This window comes from Flavobacterium sp. 11, from assembly GCF_002754315.1.
Classification (GTDB): Bacteria; Bacteroidota; Bacteroidia; order Flavobacteriales; family Flavobacteriaceae; genus Flavobacterium; species Flavobacterium algoritolerans.
Genome location: NZ_PEFE01000001.1, coordinates 3,644,360 through 3,658,364 on the forward strand (window position 1 = coordinate 3,644,360; position 14,005 = coordinate 3,658,364).

At 34.3% G+C, this 14,005-nt stretch carries 12 protein-coding genes; 5 read left to right on the top strand and 7 right to left on the bottom strand.

The window, feature by feature from the left end; genetic code table 11:
• The first annotated feature begins 195 nt into the window (after positions 1 to 195).
• Positions 196 to 1,647 (top strand): ATP-binding protein, encoded by a 1,452-nt coding sequence (locus tag CLV00_RS15870; protein ID WP_099716083.1) that lies wholly within the window; start codon positions 196 to 198, stop codon positions 1,645 to 1,647.
• Positions 1,648 to 1,862: 215 nt separating this feature from the next.
• Here the strand turns inward: CLV00_RS15870 and carB are convergent, their stop codons facing one another.
• Positions 1,863 to 4,718 carry a carbamoyl-phosphate synthase large subunit gene (gene carB, locus CLV00_RS15875; RefSeq protein WP_099716084.1) on the bottom strand — a complete coding sequence of 952 codons (2,856 nt, stop codon included), beginning with the start codon at positions 4,716 to 4,718 and terminating at the stop codon, positions 1,863 to 1,865.
• Between the two features lie 157 nt (positions 4,719 to 4,875).
• A complete protein-coding gene (gene rpmH, locus CLV00_RS15880) occupies positions 4,876 to 5,037 on the bottom strand; it encodes a 50S ribosomal protein L34 (protein WP_007136275.1) in 162 nt (53 codons plus the stop codon).
• 164 nt (positions 5,038 to 5,201) lie between these two features.
• On the opposite strand from rpmH, the gene CLV00_RS15885 reads away from it, so the two are divergent.
• Positions 5,202 to 5,717: a hypothetical protein gene (locus CLV00_RS15885; protein WP_099716085.1), complete on the top strand. Its 516-nt coding sequence runs from the start codon at positions 5,202 to 5,204 to the stop codon at positions 5,715 to 5,717.
• 177 nt (positions 5,718 to 5,894) lie between these two features.
• On the opposite strand, the gene CLV00_RS15890 is transcribed toward CLV00_RS15885, so the two are convergent.
• Entirely contained in the window at positions 5,895 to 6,788 is an 894-nt protein-coding gene (locus CLV00_RS15890) for a lytic transglycosylase domain-containing protein (RefSeq protein WP_099716086.1), read from the bottom strand.
• A gap of 41 nt (positions 6,789 to 6,829) precedes the next feature.
• Positions 6,830 to 7,498: an alpha/beta hydrolase gene (locus CLV00_RS15895; protein ID WP_099716087.1), complete on the bottom strand. Its 669-nt coding sequence runs from the start codon at positions 7,496 to 7,498 to the stop codon at positions 6,830 to 6,832.
• 113 nt (positions 7,499 to 7,611) lie between these two features.
• On the opposite strand from CLV00_RS15895, the gene CLV00_RS15900 reads away from it, so the two are divergent.
• Both CLV00_RS15900 and CLV00_RS15905 read left to right on the top strand, forming a co-directional pair.
• Entirely contained in the window at positions 7,612 to 8,328 is a 717-nt protein-coding gene (locus CLV00_RS15900; RefSeq protein WP_099716088.1) for a pirin family protein, read from the top strand.
• Positions 8,329 to 8,357: 29 nt separating this feature from the next.
• The gene (locus CLV00_RS15905) at positions 8,358 to 8,642 is read left to right on the top strand and encodes a GNAT family N-acetyltransferase (protein ID WP_099716384.1); all 285 of its coding nucleotides are present in this window, start codon (positions 8,358 to 8,360) and stop codon (positions 8,640 to 8,642) included.
• Positions 8,643 to 8,703: 61 nt separating this feature from the next.
• Here CLV00_RS15905 and CLV00_RS15910 read toward each other — a convergent pair whose 3' ends face one another.
• Positions 8,704 to 9,867, bottom strand: a complete 1,164-nt coding sequence (locus CLV00_RS15910; RefSeq protein WP_099716089.1) for a hypothetical protein — start codon at positions 9,865 to 9,867, stop codon at positions 8,704 to 8,706.
• Positions 9,868 to 10,091: 224 nt separating this feature from the next.
• Positions 10,092 to 11,726 (bottom strand): ABC-F family ATP-binding cassette domain-containing protein, encoded by a 1,635-nt coding sequence (locus CLV00_RS15915; RefSeq protein WP_099716090.1) that lies wholly within the window; start codon positions 11,724 to 11,726, stop codon positions 10,092 to 10,094.
• Positions 11,727 to 12,115: 389 nt separating this feature from the next.
• Here CLV00_RS15915 and CLV00_RS15920 point away from each other — a divergent pair, with 389 nt between their 5' ends.
• Positions 12,116 to 12,649 (top strand): murein L,D-transpeptidase catalytic domain family protein, encoded by a 534-nt coding sequence (locus CLV00_RS15920; RefSeq protein ID WP_099716091.1) that lies wholly within the window; start codon positions 12,116 to 12,118, stop codon positions 12,647 to 12,649.
• Positions 12,650 to 12,711: 62 nt separating this feature from the next.
• Here the strand turns inward: CLV00_RS15920 and CLV00_RS15925 are convergent, their stop codons facing one another.
• Positions 12,712 to 13,887, bottom strand: a complete 1,176-nt coding sequence (locus CLV00_RS15925) for a GlmU family protein (RefSeq protein ID WP_099716092.1) — start codon at positions 13,885 to 13,887, stop codon at positions 12,712 to 12,714.
• Between the last annotated feature and the right edge of the window lie 118 nt (positions 13,888 to 14,005).

Consider the following 14,005-nt stretch of genomic DNA (forward strand, 5'->3'; position numbering starts at 1 on the left):
ACACTTCGACAAGCTCAGTGAGACAATCTTTATCAAATTGATCTTTAAAAAATAATTACACCCAACGGGTTTGGTAATAATTTTAAATTCAATAAAAATCCAATATCTTATTTGATTAAAAAATGTATATTTACATCTGATCAGTAAATAAAGCCCTATTTTAAAGGGTTTCTTATTTGACACTTATTTGAAAATATGGAAGAAATCGAATTAAAATCATTAATAAAAGAGCTTGTAACCTTTTCTCAAGAAACCGAATGGGTTGAATTCAAGTTGAACTTTCATTCTAATGAAGAAATAGGAGAAAGAATTTCAGCCTTAGCAAATGGTGCTTGTTTAAATAATAAACAAAATGGGTTTTTAATTTTTGGAGTCGAAGACAAAACCCATACAATTAAGGGAACAACATTTAAAGTAAAATCGGCAACTCAAGGAAAAGAGGAACTTGAAAATTGGCTAATTCAACGTTTAGATCCCCGTATCGATTTTAAAACTTATGAATTTTTTTATTCGGAGAATATCCGAATTAGTATGTTTGTTATTCCTGCGTCTATTAATCGTCCCGTCAAGTTCCTTAATCAAGCTTACATTAGAATTGGTAGTTATACGAGATTACTTAAAGATTTTCCAGAAAAAGAAGCAAAAATTTGGAATAGAAAAACCAAAGATAAATTCGAGTTGCAATTAGCTAAAGAAAATATTGATGACGACACAATCATTTATTTACTTGATACTCAAACTTATTTTGATTTACTGAAACTTCCTTATCCATCTAATAGACAAGGAGTAATCGATAAATTCATTTCAGAAAACTTAATCATTAAGAAAACTACAAAATACTCAATTACAAATTTAGGTGCCATTTTATTCGCTAAAAACTTAGAAGACTTCCCGAATTTAAAAAGAAAAGCAATTAGAGTTATAGTTTACAAAAACAATAATAAGATTGAAACAATTCGTGAGCAAATTGGAGGAAAAGGATATGTATCAGGCTATCAAGGATTAATTGATTGGGTAAATAGTCAACTACCAGCAAATGAAGAAATAGGTAAAGCATTTCGAGATGATAAAAGAATGTATCCAGAAATTGCTGTGAGAGAATTATTAGCTAATGCAATAATCCACCAAGATTTTGAGGAAAAAGGATTTCCTATGGTTGAAATTTTCTCGGATAGGATAGAAATTACAAATCCCGGAATTCCCTTAATTACTCCAGAGAGATTTATTGATGAATACCAATCTAGAAATGATACCCTTGCAGATTTAATGAGACGATTAGGAATATGTGAGGAAAAAGGAAGTGGAATTGATAAAGTAATATCCTATAATGAAATTTATCAACTTCCGGCTCCAGAAATACTTATTCAAGAGAAGCATACCAAAGTAATTATGTATTCTTATAAAACTCTAAATCAAATGGATAAAAAAGATAAAGTAAGAGCTTGTTATCAGCATTGTTGTTTGAGATATGTTTCAAATGACAAAATGACTAACCAATCACTAAGAGATAGATTTAAAATTGAAGATAAAAATGCTGCAATAGCTTCTAGAATTATCAAAGAAGCTTTACTTGCAAAAGTTATCAAAGAAGATGATCCCGAAAGCAATTCAAGAAAATATAAAAAATACGTCCCTTTTTGGGCATAATTCTTATTTGATGGTTATTTGATAATTGATGACTTTAAAAATACAAACAACTGAAATTCAACAATTTTTTATTTGACATTTAAAACTATTGACAAAATATAGAATTCGTTGGGATAAATGTCTCCGACTTTGACCCCGTAATTATTATCAAACAAGAAACACTATTCAACAAAAAAAGCCCCAAACGGGGCTTTTTCAATATATACATTCAAGTTTTATTTACTCAAATACATTTTTCTTCTGGAGTACAATTCGTAGAATTGATCGTCTTTCAAGTCATCAATAAACAAGATGCTTTCTCCTGTTGATTTCATTTCTGGTCCTAATGCTTTGTTTACATTTTGGAACTTGCTGAAAGAGAAAACTGGTTGCTTGATCGCATATCCTTTCAACTGTGGATTGAATTTGAAATCGGTTACTTTATTGTGACCTAACATTACTTTAGTAGCATAGTTTACATAAGGTTCTCCGTATGCTTTTGCAATAAATGGAACAGTTCTAGAAGCTCTAGGATTTGCCTCGATAATGTAAACCGTATCATCTTTTATAGCAAACTGAATATTGATTAGACCTACAGTTTTTAACGCTTTAGCAATTTTAACGGTATGATCTTTTATTTGTTGCATCACAAATTCTCCTAAGTTAAAAGGAGGCAAAGTAGCATTACTATCTCCAGAGTGTACTCCGCAAGGTTCGATGTGCTCCATAATTCCTATGATGTACACATTACCATCCGCATCACAAATTGCATCGGCTTCCGCTTCGATTGCTCCGGCCAAATAATGATCTAACAGCAATTTATTCCCTGGAATTGTTTTCAATAAATTGATAACATGCTCTTCCAACTCTTTCTTGTTGATTACGATTTTCATTCCCTGACCACCTAACACATACGAAGGACGAATCAATAATGGAAAGTCTAAAGTATCTGCTAAGGCAGAAGCTTCATCAGCTGTTTCAGCAATCCCGAATTGTGGGAAAGGAATATTCAGATCAGTTAACAATTCAGAGAAACGTCCTCTGTCTTCGGCTAAATCAAGTGCATCAAAGCTGGTTCCTATAATCTTTACTCCGTATTTAGAAAGCTTTTCAGCCAATTTCAAGGCTGTTTGTCCACCTAATTGAACGATTACACCTTCTGGTTTTTCATGCTGAATGATGTCGTAAATATGTTCCCAGAAAACGGGTTCGAAGTATAATTTATCAGCTGTATCAAAATCAGTCGAAACTGTTTCCGGATTACAGTTAATCATAATCGTCTCATAACCACATTCTTTTGCTGCCAAAACTCCGTGAACACAAGAATAATCAAACTCGATTCCTTGTCCAATTCTGTTTGGTCCTGAACCTAAAACAATGATTTTCTTTTTATCAGTTACAACACTTTCGTTATCTACATAACGTTCGCCGTTTGCTTTTTCGATTTCAGCCTCAAAAGTAGAGTAGTAATATGGTGTTTTAGCTTTGAATTCTGCGGCACAAGTATCAACCAATTTAAAGACGCGGTTGATGTTCTTATCCATACGCAACGTATGCACTTCACTTTCCAGACAGTTCATCATGTGAGCAATTTGTCTGTCAGCAAAACCTTTTTGTTTCGCTTCAAGCAACAATTCTTTTGGAAGATTCGAAACTTTATAGTTCGAAATTTCTTTCTCTAAAGTATAAAGTTCTTCGTATTGTTTCAAGAACCACATATCGATTTTAGTGATTTCATGAATACGGCTCAATGGAATTCCCATCGCGATAGCATCATAAATCACGAAAACACGGTCCCAACTTGCAAAAGTCAGTTTCTCGATAATTTGTTCGTAGTTAGTGTATCCTTTCCCGTCGGCACCCAAACCATTTCTTTTGATTTCCAATGATTGAGTCGCTTTGTGCAAGGCTTCTTGGAACGAACGTCCAATACCCATTACTTCACCTACGGATTTCATTTGAAGTCCTAACGTTCTGTCAGCTCCTTCAAATTTATCAAAGTTCCAACGTGGAATTTTAACAATCACATAATCCAAAGTCGGTTCGAATAAAGCCGAAGTCGATTTGGTAATTTGGTTTTGTAATTCATCTAAATTGTAACCTAAAGCCAGTTTAGAAGCAATTTTTGCAATAGGATAACCCGTTGCTTTTGATGCCAAAGCTGAGGAACGAGATACACGAGGATTGATTTCAATCGCTACGATATCTTCTTTATCATCTGGTGAAACGGCAAACTGCACGTTACAACCTCCTGCAAAATTTCCGATACTGCGCATCATCAAGATTGCCATATCACGCAACTTTTGAAAAGTCGTATCTGATAATGTCATTGCTGGTGCAACCGTGATGGAATCTCCGGTATGAATTCCCATTGGATCCATATTTTCGATAGAACAGATAATAACAACATTGTCATTTTTATCTCTCAATAATTCCAATTCGTATTCTTTCCAACCTATTAAAGCTTTATCAATTAAAACTTCATGAATGGGTGACATTTCTAATCCGTAGGTTAGTTTTTCGTCAAATTCTTCTTTGGTATGTACAAAAGCTGCTCCAGTTCCCCCAAGTGTAAACGAAGGACGAATTACTAACGGGAAACCAAATTCCTGTGCAATTTCTTTTCCTTCCAAGAAAGAAGTAGCCGTTTTTGCAGGTGCAGTTGGTACATTTATTTTTTGAAGCAATTGCTTAAATTGCTCTCTGTCTTCGGTAATATTAATGGCGTTTACATCAACCCCGATTAATCGTACTCCGAAATCTTCCCAAATTCCTTTTTCATCTGCCTCCAGACACAAGTTCAAAGCGGTTTGTCCACCCATTGTAGGTAAAACGGCATCGATTTGAGGATGTGCTTTAAGGATTTCAATAATTGACTTGGTCGTTAATGGCTTCAAATAAATATGATCGGCCATACTTGGGTCGGTCATAATCGTTGCCGGATTGGAGTTTATCAAAATAACTTCAATTCCTTCTTCACGAATAGAACGGGCAGATTGCGATCCCGCATAATCAAATTCGCACGCTTGACCAATAACAATAGGACCTGAACCTATTATTAAAACTGATTTTATAGATGTATCTTTTGGCATTGTATGGTATTATTGTGTTGTGTAGTTGTTGTCTTCAAAAGATTAAAGTTACTGAACTCAAACCCTTTAACTGTAAATCTTAAACTTTTTTTAACGAATAGGTATAAAAAAAGGCGATACTAAAAAAAGTAACGCCTTATTTATGTTTATAGAAACATTATTTTTTGTGTCTTGGTTCGCAAGAAACAGTCAATTTATGTCTTCCTTTAGCTCTTCTACGCGCAAGAACTTTTCTTCCATTTGCAGAAGCCATTCTGTCCATAAATCCGTGCTTATTTCTTCTTTTTCTTTTCGATGGTTGAAACGTTCTTTTGCTCATTGCTTTGTATCTTTAAAATCTTATTTATATGTCTTCCTATTTTTGAATAACTGTTATTCTAAAACCGAGTGCAAATATACAAAGACTTTTTTTTCTCACAAGCAGTTTTGTAAAAATATTTTCAATTCATTTTACTATATTTGTCATCTTAAAATAATCACACTATGTTTCACAGAAATATTAAACTTATTATCGCCGGACTAATTATCATTACTGGCATTTGGCAATTCACGGAAAGCAATATCGGTAATGGAATTTTCCTTATATTATTGAGTGCAATTCCTATTTTCCTTTACTTTAAAAACGAATTCATCTTATTAGCCTTCTTAAAATTAAGAAAACAAGATTTTGAAGGAGCCAAAAAATGGTTGGCTTACATCAAAAACCCGGAAACAGCTTTGGTAAGAAAACAACAAGGATACTTTAATTACCTACACGGAATCATGCTTTCGCAAACCAATATCAATCAAGCAGAGAAATTTTTCAAAAAAGCAATTGAACTGGGATTATCAATGGATATGGATTTGGCTGTAGCCAAATTAAACTTAGCCGGAGTTGCCATGACACGCAGAAGAAAATTAGAAGCTACTACGTTATTGAATGAAGCCAAAAAATTAGACAAACAAAACATGTTGAAAGATCAGATTGTCATGATGAAAGAACAAATGAAAAAAATATAATTTTTTTTATAATTATCGAAAAAGGGTCAAATGATACACATTTGACCCTTTTTTATTTGGTTATATCCTAAATTTTTGGAGAACAAAGCTACTCCCCATTTTTTATTAACCATATAAGAAATATAAGTTTTTACGTGGGTTATATTTCCTTAAATGCTTTATATAGTTTAAGAATAGTTAATATCCTTTTAACGGAATTTCGATTTGGTATTTTTTACCGGTATCATTTATTAGTTTCGTTTCTCTGAGCCAAGGGTTGTGAATTTTTAAAATCTTATAGTTAATCCCTTGCCCTTTTGCAAAATCAGCCAAATCTGTAATCGTACTGTCTATTTCGATTTTCTTGGTTGGTAACGTTGCATATAAATCTTCGGAAGCAATTGTAAATCCATATTTTACGGGATTCTCCATGATTTCTTTCAAGGCTAAAATCCTAAAAACATAGCGAGACGTTTCTTCGGTAAGCAACAAATCGTAATAATTCGTCACTTTTTGAATGTCAATTTGTTTATTGACACCCGTCATTCCTCCGTTATAAGAGGCTGCCGCCAAAGTCCAGCTTCCAAATTTTCCTTTGGCACTCAAAAAATAACTGCAAGCTGCTTGCGTTGATTTTTCTAAATCATAGCGCTGATCCACATTTTCATTGACTTCCATTCCGCGTTCTTTAGCCGTATCCGGCATGAACTGCCAAATTCCTCTTGCTCCTGCTGGGGAAACCACATTGACCAAGCCACTTTCTATAACTGCCAAATACTTAAAATCATCCGGAATTCCGTTCTTTTTTAAAATAGGCTCAATTACAGGAAAAGCACGATTCGCTCTTTTTATAGCCAAAATAGTAGAAGCATGCAGATTTACATTTACCAGCAATTCCCTATCCAAACGTTCTTTTACATCTGATATTTTTAAAGGTGTTTCCTCGCCTGCAAAATCTAATTTCACAGGAAAATCACCCGCTATTTCTTTTGCAACCTCTTTTTCCTCTGTCGGATTTTTAGCGGCAAAAATAAATACACTACTCGCAAAAATCACGGTAAGGATTATGGCAGCTTTATTAATCAATTTCATCTTTTCTTTTTTAGACCTTTCATATAGCTATAAAAGTGCGTTTACTTCTTTTCTGTTCCCAATATAATGGAAGGCAAATTTTCATTCAACCATTTGTACTTATTCAAAATCATAATGTGCGTCCCTCCTTTTACAACGACACAATTCTTGATATATTTTATAGGAAATACATCATCCATATCTCCATGGATGTGGATTACATTCTCGTCAACAACCGTTCTATCCCATAAAATCACCTGTTCCACTGCCCAATTCAAATAACGAATATCCCTAACCGAGAGAAATTTCTCGTATAGCTTGAGCCTTTGGTTTACTTTTTCGCCAAAGGAAAACTTAGCAAGACTTTCAATATTTGCTATCAGATTCATGGGAATTAATTTATAAGCTTTGGTAGTTTTAGCAATTTTCATTCTTCTGGGAAATTCCACATTACTTTTGACACTCGAAATAATAATTATTTTTCTGGCTTCGACATATTTAGCCATTTCCTGTACCAAAATACCTCCGAACGAAACCCCAATCAAAACCGGATTCGGATGCGTAATTTTATCTGCAATTCTCTTGGCATAATCCGTCAAAGACTCATTATTAAGAGGGATTTCCCACTCCAACAAGACTATTTCAAACATTTCTTCGGGAAGTGCAATTCGCTCAAAAATGGTTGTACTTGCCGCTAATCCCGGCATTAAATAAACTGCGATTTTACTCATAATTGTTTTAACTATTTTATAACAAAATTCAGTCTTTTTATGGCGAATTTTGTATAAAAATAATTTTTTTATTCAAACCCTATTCACTTTTCACTTTATATTATCAATAATTTATGACTACACAACTATTTGAATCAAATACAAGAGGCAAGGCCGATTTTGGATGGCTTAAAGCCAATTTTTCTTTTTCTTTCGGAAATTATTTCAATCCAGAACGCGTACAATTCGGAATGTTACGCGTTTTAAATGACGATACTATTGCGGGCGGATCAGGTTTTGGTACTCATGGCCATGCCAATATGGAAATCATCACTATTCCGCTCGAAGGCGGGCTGCAACATCGCGACAGTATGGGAAATGAAGGTGTAATTGGTTTTGGAGAAGTGCAGGTAATGAGTGCCGGATCTGGAGTAGAACATTCTGAAATGAATGCCAGCCAGAAAAACGAAGCAAAAACACTGCAATTATGGGTTTTTCCTGACACCGAAAACGTGGCTCCAAGATATGACCAAAAATCATTTGATATTGAAAATCAAATCAATACCTTTGTAAACATCGTTTCGCCAAAGGATAAAAATGACGGAAATGCACTTTGGGTTTACCAAAAAACCTTTTTCCATTTAGGCATTTTCGATAGCAATACCACCACTAAATATGAGGTTAAAATCCCTAAAAATGGTGTCTATTTATTTTTGATTGAGGGCGAAATAGAAGTGAATAATCAAACTTTGAAGGCAAGAGATGCCATGGGAATAACCGATTTTGATCAATTCGAAATTAAAATCAGTACCAAATCAAAAATACTATTGGTAGAAGTGCCAATGAATTAGCGTTAATTAGTATGGATACAGCAATCACTATGGAAATCAAAGACAATACTTTTTCAAGACAATTTGAAACTATAGTTGAAAAAGAATTAATCTCAGTTGAGTATTCTTTTCAGGAGAAAAAAATATTTCTGACAAAATTAAATGTACCGGAAACATTCAAAAACGAGGAATTCGTTTCTAATTTTCTAAAAAATATCATGGAAATTGCGATTGAACGAAAATTAAAAGTTGTTCCTATCCAGCCTAAAATAGTGGCGTTTTTCAAAAAAAATCCTGTCTACAAAGAGCTGTTGCCTCCTGGAATACGATTATAAAAAAAGGCTGTGTCATATAAAAACACAGCCTTTTTTATTTAATGAAAATTCAAAACCCGTATTAATTTCTATCCTTACCACGAGAAGGATTATTCGTTCTTTCCGGAGCCGATTTCTCCATAGGTCTTCTAGATGGAGCAGAACGAGCTCCTTCGTTTTGTTGACGACTTGACGGCGCATTGGATCGAGATGGACGTGCAGTTGCAGGATTATCTTGTCGGCTTCTTGGAGCCGGTTGGCGATTTGTTGGCGATGCAGGCCGAACAGGACGCGCTGATGAAGGGTTTTGTTGACGATTTTCTTCTATATTTTGACGTCTTGTAGGTCTCATGGGCTGATCCGAACGGGAGGTTCGAGGATTTACAGAACGGTCGCCTCTCATTTGTTCTCGAGTTCTAGGAAGAACTGTTCCTTGCGGTCTTGTAAAACTTCTTCCTTGATAGGTATCTCTATAAACATTATTGACTCTGTTTCTCCTTACCATCGGAGAACTGTTCCTTCTGGAATAATAATAGGAATACGCAAGCGGATATCGTACATATCCCACTCTGCGATAAAAATCATTTCTATAATAATGACGGTGGTAATCCCAATAATTATAGTAGTAAATGGGAGTCCATGCACGCCAATAAGACGGATAATAACCCCAACGCCACGGAGATATATAAACTACAAATGACGGAGAAAATAAATTGATTATTATTGGCCAATTGTTAACATATAAAACTCCATTCCAATAATTACCCGTGTACGTTCTTTCATAACCTAAATAGCCTGGATTTGGCGCATACCCATCCCCTGCTGAAGGTTCCAGAATATAATCTTCACCATACAATTCTTCATCGCCTATAATTTGAATAACAACCTTCCCGTATCTATTTTTATTGGCTTCTATAACGGCCACATCCTGATATTCAATTCTATTTACCGCTACGCGAAGGACTATTGAATAAGAATCGCCTTCTCTATAACTAACTACCTGAATATAATCGACATAGCCATCATTATTCAAATCAAGATTATTAACATTGGTATCTTTATCATTAATTGCTCTTTCAAATTCTTCTAAAGTTTTTGATTTTTGAAAAATATCTAATACAGCATAAAGATTAAGGTTATCACCCGGCATACCCAAAGCTACCGGTCTGTTGTCTATTTGCGAAAACAGAGGCACACTAAACAGCGCAGTAGCTAAAAAGACTAAGGATAAAATTAATTTTTTCATGACTAAAAAATTTTATACATTGAAATTAAATTACTACACAAGGTACGAAAAATTTAAAATTAAACACTTAATAACAAGCACTTTAACCTTTTATATATAAAAAATTACATTCAAAAATCACTATCGTTTTACTGCAAAAAAACTACTCAAAAATTGACTTAAATAAAAACGGCATGCGTTATCCGCATGCCGTTTTAGTATTTATAAACTGTTCTTACCAAAGACTATTTTTCTATCTCTCGCATACTGTCCATTTTTTTATTTGCCAAGAAACCGGTAATATCTTCAAAATGTTCTACTACTCTTTTGTTTCCGAATTCGAAAACTTTAGTCGCCAATCCATCCAAGAAATCCCTGTCGTGAGAAACCAAAATTAATGTTCCGTCAAAATCACGCAACGCATCTTTGATAATATCTTTGGTTTTCATGTCCAAGTGATTCGAAGGCTCATCCAGAATCAATAAATTCACTGGTTCCAACAATAATTTAATCATTGCCAAACGCGTTTTCTCGCCACCGGAAAGCACTTTCACTTTTTTGGTCACATCATCACCCTGAAACATGAAAGCCCCTAAAATATCTTTAATTTTAGTTCGAACATCCCCCACGGCAATATCATCAATAGTTTCAAAAATAGTAGCATTTTCGTCTAATAAAGAGGCTTGATTCTGGGCAAAATAACCAATTTGTGCATTATGACCAATCTCTAAACTTCCACCATTTATTTCGATTTCTTTCATAATGGCTTTTATCATCGTCGATTTTCCTTCCCCATTTTTTCCTACAAAAGCTACTTTTTCTCCTCTTTCAATAACCATATTTGCATTCGAAAAAACCACATGATCGCCATATGATTTTGACAAATCCTTTACAATTACGGGATATTGTCCGGAACGTGCAGCAGGAGGGAATTTTAGTTTCAAAGCCGAAGTATCCACCTCGTCAACCTGAACAATAACCAGCTTCTCTAACATCTTAACACGAGACTGAACGGCATCCGTTTTAGAAAATGTCCCTTTAAAACGATCTATAAAAGTCCTGTTATCAGCAATCATGCGTTGTTGCTCGTCATACGCTTTTTGCTGATGCACGCGTCTGTCTTTTCTAAGTTCCAAATAATGAGAATATTTGGCTTTATAATCATAAATACGTCCCATTGTAACTTCGATGGTACGATTCGTAATATTATCTACAAAAGCCCTGTCGTGAGAAATTACCACAACAGCTTTGGCTGAATTAATCAAGAAATCCTCTAACCATTGAATACTTTCAATATCCATGTGGTTGGTAGGCTCATCCAGTAAAATTAAGTCTGGTTTTTGCAAAAGGATTTTGGCAAGTTCGATTCGCATTCTCCATCCTCCGGAAAACTCTGAAGTCTGACGGCTAAAATCTTCACGAACAAATCCCAAACCGATTAGGATTTTCTCTACTTCGGCTTCATAATTTATTTCTTCAATAGCATAAAATTTCTCGCTCAAGTCCGAAACTCTTTCGATTAATTTCATGTATGCATCACTTTCATAATCAGTACGAATGGTTAGTTGCTCATTGATTTCATCGATTTCTGCTTTCATTGCAAAAACTTCTCCAAACGCTTTCGAAGTTTCTTCCATCACCGTCGCACCATCTGTAGTCAATAAATGCTGAGGCAAATAGGCCACAACAGCATCTTTTGGTGCCGAAATATTACCGGTTGAAGGCTTACTTTGACCCGCAATAATTTTTAGAAGCGTCGATTTTCCTGCTCCATTTTTACCCATAAGGGCAATTTTATCATTTTCATTTATAGCAAAAGAAACATCACTAAAAAGTGTCGTGCCACCAAACTGCACAGAAATATCGTTAACTGTAATCATTTAGATTTTTAGATTTTTAGACTGCTTAGATTATTAGACTTCTCAGCAAGTGTTTTTTAAAAGTGCAAAGATAGATTAATTCAGGAATTGGACAATTGAATAATTTATAACAATTTAAATTTTGAATAAAAGAAATATAAAATTTAAACAACGCACAATAATAGTATTTTTTTATAGTTTTGCATTTGATAATTAGACGTTTAACTACAAAAAATATTTTCATTTGAAACAACATTAAATCTTAAAAACAACAAATCCCTAAATCATTATGAAAATAGTAATCCCTGTTTAAACAATGTAAAAACAGGAGAATGGTGTAGAAAATAAAACCGATGCGTAAACCGAAAACCTAACTTTTATAGGTTGAATGAAAATTTAAAAACTAGATCATGACAAAAACATTAACAATTATTCTCTTGTGCGCTTTCCAGTTTATTGCAGCCCAAAGCAATGAAGAAATTGTACAAAAAGCTTGCGAAGTACAAACAAAATGGGGCTTTAAAGCCAAAAATAAAAATATTATTACACTCATTGATTTTTCAAAATCAATCAACGAAGCAAGGCTCTACGTTATTGATTTAAAAAACAACAAAATACTTCTAACCAGTAATGTTGATCATGGTTCCGGCTCAGGAACAGGATTAACTCCCAGTTCTTTTAGCAATATTGAAGGAAGCAAAGCCACTTCATTAGGATGCTATCTTACATTACAGACCTATCAAGGGATGTGGGGATATTCTTTACGATTAGATGGGTTGGAAAATGATAAAAATTCGAATGCTTTGAAAAGAAATATCGTAGTCCATTCGTCAAAAAAGATGTTTAGTAAATTCAGTTGGGGATGTTTTTCAGTTCCGGACAACAATGCCAACACCCTAATTAACTTAATAAAAAATGGGTCACTTATTTATGCTTATCAATAAAAGGTTAACTTAAAATAAAAAAGCCTCTATCAAGAGGCTTTTTTTATATCTAAAATGAGAAATTATTCTTTTCTCCACTTTTTTGATTCTTCAAAAATATGTTCAAGAATAGCAGCTTCTCTTTCATCAAAATCTACGTTTCTGCGACTCATCACTAATCGAGCTGTTTCAAAAGCTTTTTTGGTCACATAAGTGGTAAAACCAGAAGCACCACCCCAAGAAAAGCTAGGCACAAAGTTGCGAGGAAATCCGCTGCCAAAGATATTAGCGCTTACGCCTACTACCGTTCCTGTGTTGAACATGGTGTTAATGCCACATTTACTGTGATCTCCCATCATCAATCCGCAAAACTGAAGTCCCGTTTTAGCAAAACCTTCCGTTTCATAACTCCACAATTTCACTTCTTCGTAATTATTCTTTAGATTAGAATTATTACTGTCGGCTCCAATATTACACCATTCGCCAAGAACAGAATCTCCTAAAAACCCATCATGCCCTTTATTCGAATATGCAAAAAGCACCACGTTTTTTACTTCACCACCAATTCTGGAATAAGGTCCTACGGTTGTAGCACCATATACTTTTGAAGCCATTTTCACTTGCGCATTTTCGCACAAGGCAAAAGGTCCTCTGATTACGGAACCTTCCATGATTTCTGAATCTTTACCAATATAAATAGGACCTGCAGAAGCATTTAAAGTCACAAACTCTAACTTCGCTCCTTCTTCAATGAATATATTTTCAGGTGCAATGACATTGACACTTTTTGGTATTGGTTGTGATTTTCTATCCTCCGTCAAATATTCAAAATCTTCTCGTATCGCTGCATCATTTTTAGAAAAAATATCCCAAGTATGCTCAACAGTCAAGCAATCATCAGTGTATTCAATAATTTCATAGGTATCAAAATTTACTTCTTCCTGCTTATCATTCGTATAAAAAGCAATTACTTCGTCTCCTTTGAAAATAGCTTGATTGGGTTCCAGATTACTAACCATTTCTGCTAAAACATCATTAGGAAGAAAGGAAGCGTTTATCATTACATTCTCTTCTAATTCTACCATTGGGAATTTCTCAGACAAATATTCCTCTGTCAATGTGGTTGTAGTAGAACCCAAACGCATTTCCCATTTTTGACGAATGGTCATGATTCCAATAAGAATATCCGCAACCGGACGCGTGAAAGTAAAAGGCAATAAAGCGTTTCTGGAAGGTCCGTCAAAAAGTATGTAATTCATAAAATTGTTTATTTGTTGATTCGGTTATTTGTTGATTTGAAAATTAATTTCATCAACCTGCCGTTTTAATAATATTGACACCAAAGTTACAAAGTTTTCAAATAGATAAAAATAAAAA